General features: G+C 40.1%; 14 protein-coding genes. All 14 read left to right on the forward strand.

Going from position 1 to position 17,259, the window contains the following annotated elements; translation table 11 throughout:
• The first annotated feature begins 62 nt into the window (after positions 1-62).
• The 14 genes from BMZ93_RS00810 to BMZ93_RS00875 all read left to right on the forward strand — a co-directional run bounded on the left by BMZ93_RS00810 (position 63) and on the right by BMZ93_RS00875 (position 17,155).
• On the forward strand, positions 63-635 hold the full coding sequence (locus tag BMZ93_RS00810; RefSeq protein ID WP_091501235.1) for a GTP pyrophosphokinase: 573 nt from the start codon (positions 63-65) through the stop codon (positions 633-635).
• A 135-nt stretch (positions 636-770) separates the two neighbouring features.
• Entirely contained in the window at positions 771-1,580 is an 810-nt protein-coding gene (locus tag BMZ93_RS00815; protein WP_091501237.1) for an NAD kinase, read from the forward strand.
• Positions 1,581-1,654: 74 nt separating this feature from the next.
• Positions 1,655-2,560: an RluA family pseudouridine synthase gene (locus tag BMZ93_RS00820; protein ID WP_091501239.1), complete on the forward strand. Its 906-nt coding sequence runs from the start codon at positions 1,655-1,657 to the stop codon at positions 2,558-2,560.
• Positions 2,561-2,629: 69 nt separating this feature from the next.
• A complete protein-coding gene (gene mgtE, locus BMZ93_RS00825; RefSeq protein WP_091501241.1) occupies positions 2,630-3,997 on the forward strand; it encodes a magnesium transporter in 1,368 nt (455 codons plus the stop codon).
• A gap of 173 nt (positions 3,998-4,170) precedes the next feature.
• Positions 4,171-5,640, forward strand: a complete 1,470-nt coding sequence (locus tag BMZ93_RS00830) for a glycoside hydrolase family 68 protein (protein WP_091501243.1) — start codon at positions 4,171-4,173, stop codon at positions 5,638-5,640.
• A gap of 120 nt (positions 5,641-5,760) precedes the next feature.
• Entirely contained in the window at positions 5,761-6,675 is a 915-nt protein-coding gene (locus tag BMZ93_RS00835) for a phosphatase PAP2 family protein (protein WP_091501245.1), read from the forward strand.
• Positions 6,676-6,844: 169 nt separating this feature from the next.
• The gene (locus BMZ93_RS00840; protein ID WP_091501247.1) at positions 6,845-7,249 is read left to right on the forward strand and encodes a hypothetical protein; all 405 of its coding nucleotides are present in this window, start codon (positions 6,845-6,847) and stop codon (positions 7,247-7,249) included.
• A gap of 28 nt (positions 7,250-7,277) precedes the next feature.
• The gene (locus BMZ93_RS00845) at positions 7,278-8,762 is read left to right on the forward strand and encodes a GH25 family lysozyme (RefSeq protein WP_091501249.1); all 1,485 of its coding nucleotides are present in this window, start codon (positions 7,278-7,280) and stop codon (positions 8,760-8,762) included.
• A 65-nt stretch (positions 8,763-8,827) separates the two neighbouring features.
• Positions 8,828-10,759 (forward strand): GDSL-type esterase/lipase family protein, encoded by a 1,932-nt coding sequence (locus BMZ93_RS00850; RefSeq protein ID WP_091501251.1) that lies wholly within the window; start codon positions 8,828-8,830, stop codon positions 10,757-10,759.
• A gap of 139 nt (positions 10,760-10,898) precedes the next feature.
• Complete coding sequence (locus BMZ93_RS00855; protein ID WP_091501253.1) at positions 10,899-13,127, forward strand: glycoside hydrolase family 68 protein; 2,229 nt, start codon at positions 10,899-10,901, stop codon at positions 13,125-13,127.
• 109 nt (positions 13,128-13,236) lie between these two features.
• Positions 13,237-14,274, forward strand: a complete 1,038-nt coding sequence (locus tag BMZ93_RS00860) for an acyltransferase (protein WP_159427769.1) — start codon at positions 13,237-13,239, stop codon at positions 14,272-14,274.
• Positions 14,275-14,379: 105 nt separating this feature from the next.
• A complete protein-coding gene (locus tag BMZ93_RS00865) occupies positions 14,380-15,822 on the forward strand; it encodes a flippase (RefSeq protein ID WP_091501257.1) in 1,443 nt (480 codons plus the stop codon).
• Between the two features lie 47 nt (positions 15,823-15,869).
• Positions 15,870-16,517: a sugar transferase gene (locus tag BMZ93_RS00870; protein WP_091501259.1), complete on the forward strand. Its 648-nt coding sequence runs from the start codon at positions 15,870-15,872 to the stop codon at positions 16,515-16,517.
• A gap of 14 nt (positions 16,518-16,531) precedes the next feature.
• A complete protein-coding gene (locus BMZ93_RS00875) occupies positions 16,532-17,155 on the forward strand; it encodes a YveK family protein (RefSeq protein ID WP_091501261.1) in 624 nt (207 codons plus the stop codon).
• The last annotated feature ends 104 nt before the right edge of the window (positions 17,156-17,259 follow it).

The raw sequence follows: 17,259 nt of genomic DNA on the forward strand, positions 1-17,259 counted from the left end.
TATGGTAAAATGGAAAAGTATTGTGGCGCTATTTTGCCATGTCGAGAAAAGGAGGCCCAACCGTGGAGTGGGAGAAGTTTTTTGAACCTTATGAACAGGCCGTAGCCGAGCTAAAAGTAAAGCTTGGTTATTTGACGACCGGTCAGGTAAAAACGGGAACCCGTCCGGTTGAGTCGGTGACGGGACGTGTGAAGTCCCAGGCCTCCATTGAAGAAAAGATTGTTCGTCGTCATTTGCACGAGGACCGTTTGGCCTTGGATCTACAAGACATTGCCGGCTTGCGAATCATGACTAAGTACATCGATGACATTTACAAGGTCGTTGAGTTGCTTCGGAAGCGCACGGACTTTACGATTTTGGAAGAACGTGACTATGTGATGAATGCTAAGCCTTCTGGTTACCGTTCTTATCACATGGTAATCGAGTACCCAGTTTCCCTTTATTCAGGTGAAACGAAGGTTTTGGCCGAGATTCAAATCCGAACAATGGCCATGCACTTTTGGGCAACCATTGAGCACGATTTGAACTACAAGCACGGTGAGATTAAGCCTGAAATGGCCAAGCAGCTGGCTGAGATTTCGGAACAGACTTTTTCACTCGAACAGGAATTATCTGAAATTAAGGACATGGAGTAGGGTTCGACTCCCCCTCAGCGCATATTGAATGCTGCTGATTTCAGGATAAGACCATTAAACGGTTTGAGTCCGTTAGTCGGCATGTAATAAAATGCCGATGACAGGTATCACAGTAAGCACTAAGAAAGAAGCTTTATGAAAGTCGCACTCTATCACAATGACCAAGAACGGTCATTACGAATTGTGAAAGAATTGAATAAAGAATTGAAGGAGCAGGGGATTGTTCGCGATGATGAACATCCTGATCTCGTTATCACGGTTGGTGGTGATGGGACGCTCCTCGGGGCCTTCCACGAGTATATCGGGTACGACCCTGACCTGCGTTTCGTGGGATTGCACACGGGACACCTTGGTTTCTATACGGACTGGTTGGGAAACGAGGTGAAGGAGCTGGTTGCTTCCTTGAAGAATGATTCGGGACAGCGGGTTTCCTACCCATTGTTGAAGCTAACGACGACTCAGTCTGATGGCTCAACGCAGGAGTATCTGGCTTTAAACGAGGCTACGATTAAGCAGCCAATTGGAACGCTGGTTTCAGATATTTACTTGGGTAACCACCTCTTTGAAGGCTTTCGAGGGGACGGCGTTGCCATTGCAACGCCAACTGGCTCAACGGCTTATAACAAGGCGAACGGTGGGGCGGTTTTGCACCCATCGTTACAGGCTATTCAGATGTCTGAAATCGCTTCGATTAATAACCGAGTCTTTCGAACACTGGGCTCACCACTGATTGTACCTAAGGGCCAGACCATTACGGTGAAGCCTAAGCACCAGTCGTTTTTGATTACTTGTGATCAGTTAGAAATTCTTGCTGAAAACGTTGTTTCTGTGCGCTTTGAAGTAGCGGACGAGATGATTCACTTTGCCTCATACCGACACTTAGACTTTTGGTGCCGTGTGCAGCAGGCCTTTATTGCTGATGAGGTAAGGGATTTAGAGAATTAACTCCCTAAATCGTTTTATTATTTGAACTATTGAAAGGAAGAGCCGAGTAGAACCTTGATTCGGCCCAGATCACTATGAAATTTTCTTGGACATATGAAGGGGATGAGGAACGTAAGGTACGTTCCTTCCTCCAAAGTCATGGCGTATCACACCGGATGTTTTCACAAATGAAGCATAACGGTGGGGCCATTCTTGTAAACGACAAGCAGGTCTACACGTCAGACTACCTAAAGAAGGGTGACGTGGCGACGATTATTATGCCAGTGGAGCAGGGTAACGATTTGGTTGTGCCTGACTTTTCACCCATCAAGGTTATTTATGAAGACGACCACTTCTTGGCTGTTGATAAGCCATACGGTGTTACAACTGTCCCTGGTCATGCCGACCGCCTGCACACCTTGGTTAACAAAGTGAAAGGTCACCTCATCGATGAAGAGGCCGAAGACCTTGTTCCCCACGTGGTCACGCGTTTGGACCGTGATACATCTGGTCTGGTGTTGCTTGCTAAGCACCGCTTCGCGCACGCCGTTTTGGACCAGCAGTTGCAAGACCATTCGGTGGAAAAGTTCTACACGGCCTATGTGTCTGGTATCCTGCCTGACGATCACGGTATCATTGAAGCACCAATTGGTCGTTTGGAAGGGGACTTCATTAAGCGAACGGTAACTGATGATGGGAAGCCATCTAAGACGGAGTACTGGGTGGAACAGCGTTATGAAAAGGACCCTGAGCATCCAATGACCCGTGTAAAAGTCCAGTTGCACACCGGTCGAACACATCAAATTCGTGTTCACTTTAAGCACATTGGTTTCCCATTGGTTGGCGACGACTTATACGGTGGTCCACTCTGGTATGGTTTGAAGCGTCAGGCTTTACATGCCTATCAGATGGCCTTTTATGACCCATTCGCTGAAGAAACACGACACCTTCAAACTGATTTGCCTGAAGATTTGCTAGCTTTAAAGGATATTGAGGGCTAAAATAGTTAATTAAACGTACAAAATCATTTTAAGGGCAGTTATTTTCGCCCTGAAAGGAATAACGAAACGATGGAACTTGATCACGACCAGCAGTTAGAGCAAACGGTCCACGACTTGGTCAACTTTATTAATTCCGGTCAAGACGATGAATTTATGAATCGTTTTACGACCTTGCACGACTTTGAAAAGGGACAGGTCTACGCTGCCCTACCTGAAAGCATTCGTGAAGTGGCTTGGCGCATCATGGATGACGAGACTTTGGCAACGATTTTCGATAACTTGGAAATTGATCCAGAAGAGATTGTTAAACTGTTAGAAGAGATGCCAGCTCAAAAGGGTGCCGACATCTTGGTTGCGATGTTTGCGGATAACGAAGCTGACCTCCTACAAGCAATGCCCGCTCGTGAAGTAGCGAAGTATCTCTCACTCATGCCCGCTGACGAAGTGCGCGAAGTGAAGAAGCTGATTAAATACGAGGACGATACTGCCGGTGCCTTGATGGCCACGGAGTATCTTGCCGTTAAGCAGTCTGAAAAAGTCAAAGACGTTCTTGTTCAAGTTAAGAAGCAGGCTGAAGAAGCCGAATCAATCATTTACGTTTATGTCATCGATGATGAACAGCATTTGATTGGTGTTGTCTCACTGCGTGATTTGCTCACACATCCTGATGACATGACCATTGATTCCATTACTAACACCCGTGTTATCTCCGTGAAGGCCGATAGTGACCAAAAGGACGTCGCACAGGTTGTTGCGGATTATAACTTCTTCTCAATTCCTGTTACGGATAGTGACCACCACCTACTTGGAATCATTACCGTCGATGATATTGTTGATGTTATCGATGAAGAGGCCGTGGGTGACTACTCTGGCTTAGCTGCCGTGGATGTTTCGGATACTGATGATTCAGCTTGGCATTCAGCTATCAAGCGAATCCCATGGTTGATGACGCTATTGGTTCTCGGGTTGGCTTCAACAGCCCTCATTGGTATGTTTGAGCATACGATTCGTCAGGCTCCAATTCTAGCTGCTTTCATTACCATTATCGCCGGAACGGCCGGTAATGCTGGTACGCAGTCATTGGCCTTAGCAATTCGTCACTTCGGTAACGGATCTGATCGGTCTGGTTGGAAGAACTTGATTTCTGAGTTCATCTCAGCCATCGTTTTGGCTGTTACAGCTGGTGTTATCCTGTTTGTTGTGACTATTTTGTGGCAGGGCAACAACGGTTTAGCCGTTGCGGTTGGATTGTCACTTGGTTTATCTATTTTAGCGTCATCGCTTTTGGCCCACTTAGTTCCAGCTATCATGAACCGCTTCGATATCGATCCTGCGGTTGTGAACGGCCCTTTGGTTGCCACGGTCTGTGACTGGGCATCTATCCTAATCTACTTCAGCATTGCCACGGCGATGTTGGGGCAGTTTGTGGGGAAGTAAAGAGTTAATAAAAAAGGATTGCCTATAGCAATCCTTTTTATTTTTCAAAATTTTTATGTAGTTTGTTCTGATATAATGTTTGATGTTTGAATAAATTAAGTGAAGAGGAATGTATTTTGTATAATCGATTGCGTAAAAATAAGGAGCAACACTCTAGAAAACGAAAAATTATTATGATTTTTATGCTTTTCATAATCATAATTCTTGGCTTTTGTGGATATAATCTGCAGGAAAAGTATCATTTCTTTGGTGATGGCGTTACCCACGTAACGATTGCCGATGTTGACTCATTCTCAACAGCATCTCGTAAAACAAGTACTAAGATGCCTGAATTTAAGCAAAAGTCCCTTTTATCAGACATTCCTTCATCGAAATACTATAATTCTGCAACTGGTAAAGAAGGGAAAATCGCTGTTTGGGATTCTTGGCCTGTTCAAAATCCAGATGGGACTGTTGCCAACTTCCATGGTTATCGTATCGTCATCGGTCTGACATCAAAGGACCATCGAAACGATGGTGATGCTCACATGGGGATGTACGTTCAAAAGATTTCTGATGATTCAAACGATCTATCAACTTGGCAGTATATTGGAAATGTCTTTAACTATTATGGAGAAGGTGCACCTAACGGGAAGCCTGATAAATACCTCCAACAAATTAAGGGTGAGTGGTCTGGCTCAACTGTGATGATGGATTCTAAGAGCAATACTTTGCGTGTGTTCTATGCGAATGCGATGACGAAGGGGCAAGCACTCACAACGGCACAAATCACATTAGACCCTAAAAAGTCGGGAGACTGGAATTCTGGACTAACAATTAACCATTCGAAAACAAAGGACCATAAAACGGTCTTTGTTGGCGACGGTTACTATTATCAAACCGTTTCCCAAAATGCAGGTCATGCTGACAAAATGTCTGATGAATTGGCAATGCGTGACCCGCACTTTGTTGCTGACGGTGATAAGTATTACCTTGTGTTTGAGGGAAATACCGGTTCTAAATATCATATTCAAGGTAAAGCCAATTTCATGAACTACTCAAATTATGGAAATTGGTCAACTTATAAATATATGCAGAAAAAACTACTGGATAACAAGGATACCAATTTGTATGGTGTTTCTTATTACGCTAATTCTGCAATTGGAAAGATTGAGTTGAATTCAGACTTTAGCCTTAAAAAGGTCCTAAAGCCCATGGTTGTTGCTAATCTGGTGAATGATGAGTTAGAGCGAGTTAACCTATTCCAATTCCGTGGTAAGTGGTATTTGTTTACTACTTCCTGGGGGGCTAAGTTTGCATCAACAACTGAGAGTCTCTCAAAAAATGCTTATATGTTAGGTTATGTGTCGGATAATGGCATTAATGGCTCTTATAAAAAGTTGAATGGTAATGGATTGGTCTTAAATACTAATTTGCCAAAGTCGGGTATGACCTATGCTTACTTGGTAATTCCAAATAAGAATCAAAAAAATAATAAGTTGGTTGTAACTTCCTTTGAAGATTCGCATACTTTTGCTCCAAGTTTCTTGCTGGAAGTAAACGGTCATAAGACAAAGGTTATTAACAATAAGGTCTTGGATCAGGGAGCCTTAGTGGATAACGGCCATTATTATAAAGCTAAACCAGAGTCATCGAATAAATAATTATTGTGCGTTATTTTTTAGATTGCCGAAAAAGAGATTAATTATATTAATCTCTTTTTTTGAATAAAAAGAAAAAAAGAGTATAATATCTGAGTCACAATTAAAAAAAGGTATATAGAAATGTTAAAAAATAAATTTAATAAAGTGAACTATTTTAGTTGTTTTGTTTTTGTGATTTTTATATTTGTACTGGTTGGTACATTTTATGATCGGCAAATATCAGAAGCTGTTATTGATAAAAAGTCAATCTGGGCACATTTGTTTGAGCACTATACTGTTCAAGGTGCAAATGTTCTTTATTTTTCTGTTTTTGAAATGATGACTTGGATTGCCTGGCGGCGTATTCAAGATAAAACTTTAAGATGGACTGTTGTCATTGGCATGTTATTAATTGATATTAATCAAATGTTTTTAATAACCTATGACTTTGTGTATTACACGGCTGCTGTTATACAAAAACATAGTCTGGGTGTGAGATGGCGTGAATGTTTTGACGCCGTACCCTTATATGACCATTCTCAAGAGTTGGTATTTTGGCTTTCGACGATTATTTTATTTATTATTTTTTCCTTTATATTTTTTTGGTTCATCTCCAAGCAAACGGAAGAACAACTCCGATATTCAACTAAAGCTGCTTTTATCGGCTTGTTAGTCGTTGTCTTAGCACAGGTATCAATTGATGGTTTGAAAAACTGGTGGGGCCGTTATCGCCCTTATGAGATTGGGGCGCAAGGAACGCATTACACTCCATGGTATAAAATTAACGGGGATAATGGGCATTCTTCATTCCCTTCAGGGCACACTCGCTTTAGTTGGCTCTATCTCTATCTTCCTTTGCTGTTACAACGTAACCAAATTAAACTTCAACGTATTTTTACAATTGTCGCAATTGTTTTTGGAATTGGTGGTGCCTTGGGACGAGTGCGTACCGGTATTCATTTCCTAACAGATGTTTCGGTATCATCATTGATTACTGTCACGATTATTTATTTGGCTAGTCGGGTAATGCAAGTCCATTTTATTGAAAAAAAGTAATTGTCTATTCCTAATATTCAAAGCTATGCATTTGATATTCTAAAGAAATAGTGTGTTTACTTAAATTCTCCAGAAAATTCTGAAATAGAAATTGTTTTCTAGTAAAATTAAATGTGTATTAACATGGCGACTTTTTGTCATGAAATCTTTCATAAGATAGGAGCACCAAATGAAAAAAATTATTATTTCACTAGCAGCACTTGTTGCGGCTGGCCTCATTGCATGGGGAGCCTACACACTTGGTTCAAACCATAGCTCTGATAACGACTCAAGTTCTTCTAAGACTTCAACAAGTATTTCTAAAAAGAAGTCAACGAATACATCATCCAGCTCTAGCAATTCAGCATCTGACTCATCTAGTTCTTCCCAAAAGCATTCAGCCTTTGGAGGACAGGGTGGTGGACAACCATCAACACCTTCAACGACAGATGTCAATATGGCTAAGGCACAATTGAAGGCAGCTGGTTTCCCCGTTGATGAATGGGCACCTTCAGACATCGAGAAGATTATCTCTGATGCACAGCAACAGGGTATCTCTGTTGTTGATTATGCTAATCAGAATTACCACAAGTAAAAAGATTAGCAACTAAGGAACAATAAACATGAAAGTTAAAAAAATTATCTTAACAATCGCTGCTGTCTCTTCAATGGGATTCGCAGCTAATGCATTAAACGTTGCCAACGCTGATGGCGTTCCATCAGTTGTGGCAGGGCAATCAGGTTTGCCATCGATGGATGTTGTCGATGTAGCGTCATACCAGGGTAATCTATCCGTTGATGATTTCAAGGCAATGAAAGCCGCTGGAATTAAAGGGGTTATTGTTAAGTTGACTGAATCAACTAACTACACCAATCCTTTTGCGCGTACTCAGGTGAATAACGCTCGTGCGGCAGGTATGAAGGTATCTGCTTATCACTTTGCCCGTTACCAAAGTGCTGACGCGGCTCGTAACGAAGCAAATTATTTTGCTGATGTTGCCTATAACTTGGGATTCTCAAGTTCTGATTTAATGGTTAACGATGTTGAAGACAACAACATGGTCGCACACAACGTGTCCGGTAATTCAAAGGTCTTCAACGATCAGCTACATTCTCGTGGCTTTTCAGATACTGGGTTATATACTTACACGAACTACAATATGGATCGTTCATTCATGCCAAATAACCGTATTTGGATGGCTTCGTATCCATATGAACCATCATCAAGCCGTTTGTGGAATACACAATATGGTATGTGGCAGTGGACATCAAATGCTCACGTAAATGGTGTTTCTGGTACTTTTGATATGTCAATTGACTATTCAGGTATGGCATCAGTTGATTCTGGCTATCGTTACGTTCCTTCAGCAGGAGGTTGGCGTTGGGTAGAAAACGGTCAGCTTTATACTGGTTTCCGCATGTACATGGGAACTTATTACTGGTTTGAAAATGGTGTTCGTTCTGATAATGCCTGGCACGAAGCATGGGGTAACTGGTACTACACAGGTTCTGATGGCCGTGCTGTTCAGGGTCATCAAAAGATTGATGGTCAAGATTTGTACTTCGGAGATGACGGATCATTTGCTCTCCGCTCATCAGGTTATATTTATGATCGTTCATCGCAAAATGGTGGCTACCGTTGGTATGAAAACGGTCATCTCTTTACTGGTTTCCGTTTCTATATGGGAACGTTCTATTGGTTCGTTGACGGGGTTCGTCAAAATGCCGGATGGCGTTCAGCATGGGGAATGAAGTATTACACTGATGATACTGGTCGTGCTCTTCAAGGCGTTCAAAAGATTGATGGCACTTACTATAACTTCGGTAATGACAATTCATACTACGAACGTGGTGGATACATCTTTGATGGTTCTTCACAAAACGGTGGTTACCGCTGGTATAACGACGGGAAGCTTTTCACTGGTTTCCGATACTACATGGGAACTTACTACTGGTTTGTTGACGGAGTTCGTCAAAATGCCGGATGGCGTCATGCATGGGGAATGACATATTATACCGATGCAAATGGTCGTGCAGTACAGGGTGTACAAACGATTGACGGAAAAACTTATAACTTCGGTACTGACAACACGTATTACTTACGATAAGTTGAAAGCCACTACTGAGGTAGTGGCTTTTTTTGCTAAAAAACATCTAATAGGAGAAAGAATAGATGCGCATTAAAATGTATAAAAGCGGAAAGGCTTGGGTAACAACTGCACTGTTGATTACTGGTTCTGTGGCTGCGCTGCAAATGAATCAGCCTGTTTCTGCAGACAATAACGAAACGACAAATACTGTTGTGACTACAACTCATCCAGAAAACGGCTTTCAGACTGTCAACGGTAAGCAGTATTACTATGAAAATAACCAATTAGTAACGAATACTCAAAAGAACATTGACGGGAAGATTTACGATTTAGCCGCTGATGGAGAAGCAACTATTAAAAATGGTTTGGTTAAAATCTCAGACCAAGATGGCTATGCTTTTTATAAAGATGGCGTACGTGTTACGAATCAATTTGTAACGGTTGATAATAACACCTATTACTTCGGACAATACGGTGAATCATATTCTGGTTTGCATACCATTGGTACCGATGAGTATTATTTCGGAGATGACCATAGCTTCACGCTTCGCCGTTCAATTGATAGCATCACTATTAACAATGTCCCTTATAAGATTGACAGTGAAGGTCGTTTGACTGCTATTCACGGTATCCTTTGGGGATTTGGTGATTCAACTACGGTAGGCTGGAACCCTTATAACGATGGTAGCCGTTCTTATGATTATTATGCAGCGCAAGCGCTACAAATGCTGTATAAAAACACTTCTGCCTATTCTGGTACACAGATTGGACAGGATATGGTTTGGATGACGGACCAGGCTGTTTCTGACCCATCTTTTACTAAGGCAACCGATATTGTGATTGCGCTTGGGGTCAATGATTCTAATTATGGTATTCAAAATATTAATACCATTGCACAAATTTTCCAAGATTCAGTTCGTCGATTGCATCAAGCAAACCCTAACATCAAAATTCACATCTTGCTTCCGCAAGGGGATTTCTTGAATGGACGGAACAACGACACAATCAACGGCGATGGATTCTCAATGAACCAATTAAAGAGCGTCCTAACTATGATTGGAAATAACATGGGTGTGAATGTTATTGATGCTGGTGTTGTAACCGATCAAAACCATAATGAGACGATTCCTGATGGTGTTCATCCAACGAACGCGGCTTATAAAGCTATTGCTGCTAAGATTGCCGATGCTATTCAAAATGATCATCAGCAGTATCGAGACAATGCCCAACATTACGATTTAGGAAATGTTTCAGGGTATGTGAACACACTTGCCGGTTGGCGTTGGTTGGAAAACGGTAAGGCTTATACCGGTTTCCGTTACTACATGGGAACTTACTATTGGTTCGTGAATGGTGTTCGCCAAAACCGCGGATGGCATGAAGCCTGGGGACGTTTATACTACACAGATGATAACGGACGTGCTGTGCAAGGTATTTACAACATTAATGGTCAGAACTTTGACTTTGGAAATGATGGTTCTTACTACTTGCGTTCATCTGGTTACCTTTATGATGGTTCATCACAAAACGGTGGTTATCGATGGTATGAAGACGGTAAACTCTTTACTGGATTCCGTTACTACATGGGCACCTTCTACTGGTTCGTTGATGGTGTTCGTCAAAATGCTGGTTGGCGTCAAGCATGGGGTATGACATACTACACAGATGCTAGCGGTCGAGCAGTTCAGGGAATCCAAACTATTGACGGTAAAGCATATAACTTTGGTACGGACAACACATATTATGAACGTCCCGTATCAGGTTATATCCACGACGGTTCATCACAAAACGGTGGTTACCGTTGGTATGAGAACGGTAATCTATTTACCGGTTTCCGATTCTATATGGGAACATATTACTGGTTTATTGACGGCGTTCGTCAGAATGCCGGATGGCGTGAAGCTTGGGGTATGAAGTATTACACTGATGCTAATGGCCGTGCTGTACAAGGTGACCAAACAATTGATGGCCGTCATTACTTCTTTGGAAACGATGGTTCATATTATTTGCGTTAATTATTGAAATTATAAAAAAGACAAACGGGTTTTATTGTTTGTCTTTTTTTAATATTCTGATATAGTTTCTTATTAGGGAGATTTTTAAAATTATCAATTGATAATTTTTTATTCTAAAAAAAGTATTTGAGAGAGAAAAATGAAAAGTAAAATTCTTATCGTTCGTTTAGTATGTACGATTGCGTGTTTTGTACTTATCGGAACAACAAATAGTCAGAATATTCACGCTAGTACGCATTATACAAGAGCAGATTTGCGGTCCATTGTTGATTCAATGAATAATTCGGACTTTCGAGCTCCTCAAGTTGAGACGGATTCATTAAGAAAAGATATAACGGGTGTTACCGGTAAAAATGCCCAAGGAAAAACCGTTCGATTGAACGTTGGTGATACCTGGCACATCCAAAATCCTGATGGAACGGTCGCAAACTACCATGGTTATCGTTTAGTAGCGGGTATAACATGGTTATCTGACCATAGTTCACCATGGTATTACTCTAAAATTGGACTTTTTGCTCAAAAGATTGACGGTAATCAAGATATTTCATCTTGGAAATATTTAGGCTATGTATTTAATGATTTTGGGGAAGGTAAAGCCGGTAATAGTGATACACCATTAAACAACATTACTTCTGAATGGTCTGGTTCAACTGTTTTACTAAATTCAAATGATGATTCTTTGCGTTTTGTATACACTAATTTTTCTTCTGCGGGACAGTATTTAACGACAGCAAAGGTATCCGTTGTTCCACAAAGTGGTAATGATTGGAATTCAGGATTAAAAATTGAGCACTCTAAGACAACTGATCATAAAACTGTTTTTGGTGGCGATGGTTCAAAATATGCTAAAGCCTCTACTGGTGGCATTGATGAATCTGCTATGCGTGATCCTCATATCATCTATGATAATGGCCAACCGTATGTTGTTTTCCAAGGAAGTACTGGTAATTCAGCAGATCAAGCAGGAGAAAATAATTTAAATAATCGTCAATATTATGGTTTGAGTGATAGTGAATATCAAAAGTTTGTAAATAAAATTAGAGCTCAAAAAGGAAGTTCTTTATATAATAGGGTGTTAAATTCAAATAGTACTATTGGTATTATCAAGTTAAATAATGATTTTACTGTTAGTCAAGTAAATGACCCCTTAGTAACATTTAATGGAACTGGGATTGAAATTGAGCGAGCTAATATTTTTGAAAAGAATGGCAAGTGGTATATTTTTGCAACTAGTCACGGGACGCATTTAGCAACGAACAATAAGAGGATAAATGATGGTAAAGCCCAATATATGTTTGGTTTTGTATCAAGTGATGGAATTACTGGAAATTATCAGCCGTTAAATGGTAATGGCTTGGTACTTGCTAGTGATGATCAAACTGCTAATTTTGAGTACTCTTTCCTAGTTATACCAAATAGTAATAATAATCGTTGTATGATTACTTCGTTTTTGAATAATCGAAGTTTTGCTGCTAGCTATGAACTAGAAATAAATGGCAATACAACTAAAATTATTAATAATAAAGTTTATGATCAAGGTGCATTGACGACTAATGGTAAAAGTTATAATGTTAGTCCTCAAAAAAATACGGTCTATTCTGGTTATCTCTTTGATGGTAGTGCATTTAATGGCGGGTACCGATGGTACGAAAATAATAAACTTTTCACTGGTTTTAGGTATTATTGTGGTTCTTATTATTGGTTTGATGAGGGTGACCGACAAAATAATTGTTTCCATGAAGCCTGGGGACACATTTATTACACGGGGGCTGATGGTCGTGCCGTTCAGGGACATCAAAGAATTAATGGCCAAGATTTGTACTTTGGTGATGATGGTACCTATTACTTACGTTCCTCCGGTTATCTTTATGATGGCTCATCGCAAAACGGGGGCTACCGTTGGTATGAAGATGGTAAGTTGTATACAGGATTCCGCTATTACATGGGGACCTATTACTGGTTTATTAATGGTGTTCGTCAAAACGCCGGATGGCGCTCCGCTTGGGGTATGAAGTACTATACTGACGATAGTGGTCGAGCAGTTCAGGGTATCCAGAAAATTGATGGTACTTACTATAATTTTGGTAATGATAATTCTTACTATGAACGTGGTGGCTATATCTATGATGGCTCTTCACAGAATGGCGGCTATCGTTGGTACAATGATGGTAAACTATTTACCGGTTTCCGCTACTACATGGGAACTTACTATTGGTTTGTTGATGGCGTTCGCCAGAATGCCGGATGGCGTGAAGCCTGGGGTATGAAGTATTATACTGATGCCAATGGGCGCGCTGTACAAGGTGACCAAATGATTGATGGACGTCATTACTTCTTTGGAAATGACGGTTCATACTATCTTAGATAAAAACTAAAAGTCGTAGGGTTAACAATCCTTACGGCTTTTCTTTTTTTTTACTTATATATATAATAAGTAGGTTAATGAAATGCATGATTGTTCAGTTGAGAGGGAAAGCATGAAACGTCGTTATTATTATCTGGATATCTTGAATATAGTGGCTACCTTTGCAGTTGTAATGCTCCATTCATCGAGTTTTGCTTTTATGAATGCTGCGGGAATGCGATGGAATTTAGCAGTATCTATCCAAGTTCTCTTTATATTTGCGGTTCCAATCTTCTTAATGATTTCGGCTGCCAATATTTTGAATTATCGACAACGCGAAACAACAGAAATTTTCTTTAAAAAACGTTTTAAGCGAATTGCGATTCCTTTTGTGGTTTGGTCTATTGTTTGGTTCCTATATTTTAACCATTACGACTGGCATTATTCTTTGAAAAGTTTCAATACATATAGTCGTTTACTAGACGGCTTCTTACATGGGACGATTCAACCAATCTTTTGGTTTTTCTATGTAATTATTGGCTTTTATTTGTCGGTTCCGATTTTAAGTAAGATTTTTATTAAAGAGAATAAAAAAACGATTCAGTATTTAATTGGATTGAATTTAGTGGTGATTGGTTTGTTTAGTTACTACTATCAGTTGCAGCATCAACCATCATTAGCTCTTGAAGGATATTTGAGTATTGGAGCTTCAGGTTCTATTGGTATTTTTGCAATTGGTTGGTACCTGCATAATTTATCGCTTGAAAACAAAGAAAGGTATCTTTATATTTTTGGTATCTTTTCTGCATTAGTGATGATTGCTCTTACAATTTATCTTTCGCACAAACGAGGCAGCTACCAGAGTGCTTCCTATAGCATTTGGGGCATATTTGGTTTGGGCTGGTCGGCTACTGTATTTGCCTTTGTAAAGTCGAGGTTATATAGTTGGGAGCCTAGTGAACGGATACAGTCTCTATTACGCCATGTATCTGGGGCATCCCTTGGCGTTTATGTCATTCACTACTTCTTTATCGACCGTGTTGATCGTTATCATCTCCTTGCCAATAATTCTTTGATTCATCTTTTTGTCTTACCGGTTATCGTATGGTTGATTTCAATTATCATTATTTTGTTAATTAAAAAAATTCCGTATTTAAAGAGAACAGTTTAAAAAAGCGCACGATATGTGCGCTTTTTTTAGTAAAGACTTAACTAAATATTAAGACTATATATTGTAGAATATTAAAGATAAGCAAAACGAAATGGATTCCGATTTATGCAAGTTGCTAAAAATTATTTATACAATGCAGCCTACCAGTTGCTGAATATTATTGTTCCCATTATCACCCTGCCATACTTGGCACGTGTGCTTGGAAAAGAGGGTGTAGGAATTGCATCCTGGACGAATTCATTGGTTACTTACTTTCTCTTAATTGCTTCACTGGGAATTGTTACCTATGGTTCGCGTGAGATTGCCTATGTTCATGATGATGAAGAGCTGAGACAGAAAAAGTTCTGGGAAATTCAAATTATTCATTTCCTAGCGGGTGCAGTGGCCGTGATACTTTACATTGCTTTTATTTATGGTGGTGGTGCTATGAACACTCGAATCCATAATAATGAGTTATTTTTGTGGTACCAGATATGGGTTATTTTCTCAGGGATTGTGGATATCTCATGGTATTTTATGGGACTGCAGGATTTTAAGAAAACTGTACTACGTAACATGATGATTAAGCTGTTGATGACAGTTTTGATCTTTGTATTAGTTAAAAGTCCCCATGACGTAGGTGCCTACATTCTATTATTGGCCATCTCACAAGTGGTCGGAAATCTTTCAATGTGGTTTTATCTTATTGGTAAGTTTAAATTTCCTAAGCTTTCATCCTTAGAGTTTAACGTGCATTGGAAGCCAGTCTTCCTAATGTTTTTACCAACTATCGCAACACAGATTTATTTGCAGTTAAATAAAACAATGTTGCCATTCATGACGGGATCCACTGCTTCATCGGGAATTTATGATAATGCCGATAAAATTATTAAGGTGTGTTTGGCCTTAGTTACGTCGGTGGGGATGGTCATGCTGCCAAGAATGTCAGCTCACTTTGCCGCAGGGGAGAGTGAGCAGATGAAAAAGGCTATTCATTCATCCATGGACTTTGTCTCGGCTATTGCGATTCCACTGGCTGCTGGAATCGCTGCTGTTGGTCCCACGGCTATGCTTTGGTTCTTAGGCCGCTCTTGGGGTGAAGTTGGAACGGCATTGGTCCTTTTGACACCAATTATCGTTTTCATCGGTTGGTCGAATGTTATTGGTAATCAGTTTTTGATTCCAACCAAACGCTTGAATGATTATACCTGGTCAGTGACCTTTGGAGCTGTATTGAACATCTTCTTAAACTTCTTCTTTATCTACCTTTGGGGAGTTGAGGGTGCAGCTGTCGCAACGGCTTTATCTGAATTAGCTGTTATTGCCTATCAGTTAGTCGTTACGAGAAATGATATGCCAGTCATGAAGCATTTCGTTGGCCTTTGGCGCTATGCTGTTGCCGCAGGGGTGATGTATGCTGTGGTAACGATTATTGTTGACATGCACCGTATTGGTATTATTTCAACGTTAATCGAATCGATTGTTGGTCTTGTTGTTTACCTTCTTGTTTTAGTCTTACTACGTGCACCTATTCTAAAACAGTTGAAAGGACCGCTATTCTTCCGATAGTTCGTATTTTCTGGTATAATTAGCGGTTGTGTACAAATAATTTAATAATGGAGGATGGGGCAGTGAAAGAAATCTTGTTCTATCGCCTTCCCAAACGTCTGCTAGATATTATTGTGTCCTTATTAGCCTTGGTGGTTTTTTCACCATTATTCCTAATTATTGGACTCTGGATTAAGTTTTCAGCGGGAACGTCACATGTTTTCTATAGCCAGGACCGTGTTGGTAAAGGCGGGAAGCATTTTAAAATCTATAAGTTCCAATCAATGGTTGATAATGCCGATGAAATTTTGAAGTCGGATAAGGATTTGTACCAACGATTCGTAGAAAATGGCTACAAGTTACCAACAAAGGAAGATCCTCGAATTACAAAGATTGGATCCGTTCTTCGCCGTACTTCCTTGGATGAGCTTCCACAGTTTTGGAATACGTTGATTGGTAATATGTCAATTATCGGGCCACGACCGGTTGTTGAAAAAGAATTGGCGGAATACGGTAGTCAAGAACGAATTGATAAGTTCTTGTCAGTTAAGCCCGGTGTATTTGGTTTGTGGCAAGCATCTGGTCGTTCTAACATTGGCTATCCGGAACGTGCTCATATCGAATTGGAGTATGTTGACGAAGCTAATTTGGCGTTAGATTTTAAGATTATGTTTTTAACAGTTATTGCAATTTTTAAGGGCGATGGCGCCTTTTAATTTGAGGAGAGAAAATGGAATTTTCATTTACTGATTTAATGAAGCGTTTTTGGAAGTATAGTTGGGTAATTGTATTGTTTATGATTATTTTTGCTGGCGCAGCATTCTCATACGCTAAGTTTTCAAAGACCATTACTAATTATTCAGCAACGCGTTTAGTTTTGATGGCTAAGAATAACACGGATGTTAAAGATCCTAATTCTCGTTATTCTGCTGATAAATCTTTAATTACAACTTATCAGAAGTTGGCCCAGGATGACGCCATTGTGAGTGCCGTTCAAAAAGAGTTGCCATTCAATATGAAGAAGAATGAAATTACGTCAGCTATTTCAGTTGAAAATCCTTCTGATACATTGATGTTATCTTTTAAAGCAACAGCACCAACACAGTACAAGGCTAAGACGCTTGTTAACACCTATGCCAATGTTTATTCAACTGTTGGTCCTAAGCTTTATCCTGACATGGGACAACCTGATTTGTTGTCAAAGGCTACATCTTCTGACGTAACGCAATCTGGATTTAAGTCTGGTAAGAAGCTAGCCGTATTTGGAGCATTTGCAGGTTTGGTTATCTCAATGTTTGGTATTTTGGTAACTGGAATCCGTCGTAACTATAAATTAGCTAAAGAACAAGGATAATGAGTCAGTCATGGTGAATTTTCTCCTCCCAATTACATTCTTTTCGAAGAATTATAGTAACGCGGTAGCTGAAACAAGTTCTATGATTGCTTTTCCATTTTTTG

Origin of the sequence: Fructobacillus durionis (assembly GCF_900112405.1) — a bacterium.
Classification (GTDB): Bacteria; Bacillota; Bacilli; order Lactobacillales; family Lactobacillaceae; genus Fructobacillus; species Fructobacillus durionis.

Excerpts from the sequence above, each read along its gene's own strand:
- BMZ93_RS00835 (WP_091501245.1), top strand. The coding sequence starts at position 5,761 with ATGTTAAAAAATAAATTTAATAAAGTGAACTATTTTAGTTGTTTTGTT.
- BMZ93_RS00855 (WP_091501253.1), top strand. The coding sequence starts at position 10,899 with ATGAAAAGTAAAATTCTTATCGTTCGTTTAGTATGTACGATTGCGTGT.
- BMZ93_RS00875 (WP_091501261.1), top strand. The coding sequence starts at position 16,532 with ATGGAATTTTCATTTACTGATTTAATGAAGCGTTTTTGGAAGTATAGT.
- BMZ93_RS00850 (WP_091501251.1), top strand. The coding sequence starts at position 8,828 with ATGCGCATTAAAATGTATAAAAGCGGAAAGGCTTGGGTAACAACTGCA.
- BMZ93_RS00865 (WP_091501257.1), top strand. The coding sequence starts at position 14,380 with ATGCAAGTTGCTAAAAATTATTTATACAATGCAGCCTACCAGTTGCTG.
- BMZ93_RS00870 (WP_091501259.1), top strand. The coding sequence starts at position 15,870 with ATGGAGGATGGGGCAGTGAAAGAAATCTTGTTCTATCGCCTTCCCAAA.
- BMZ93_RS00840 (WP_091501247.1), top strand. The coding sequence starts at position 6,845 with ATGAAAAAAATTATTATTTCACTAGCAGCACTTGTTGCGGCTGGCCTC.
- BMZ93_RS00830 (WP_091501243.1), top strand. The coding sequence starts at position 4,171 with ATGATTTTTATGCTTTTCATAATCATAATTCTTGGCTTTTGTGGATAT.
- mgtE (WP_091501241.1), top strand. The coding sequence starts at position 2,630 with ATGGAACTTGATCACGACCAGCAGTTAGAGCAAACGGTCCACGACTTG.
- BMZ93_RS00860 (WP_159427769.1), top strand. The coding sequence starts at position 13,237 with ATGAAACGTCGTTATTATTATCTGGATATCTTGAATATAGTGGCTACC.
- BMZ93_RS00815 (WP_091501237.1), top strand. The coding sequence starts at position 771 with ATGAAAGTCGCACTCTATCACAATGACCAAGAACGGTCATTACGAATT.
- BMZ93_RS00845 (WP_091501249.1), top strand. The coding sequence starts at position 7,278 with ATGAAAGTTAAAAAAATTATCTTAACAATCGCTGCTGTCTCTTCAATG.
- BMZ93_RS00820 (WP_091501239.1), top strand. The coding sequence starts at position 1,655 with ATGAAATTTTCTTGGACATATGAAGGGGATGAGGAACGTAAGGTACGT.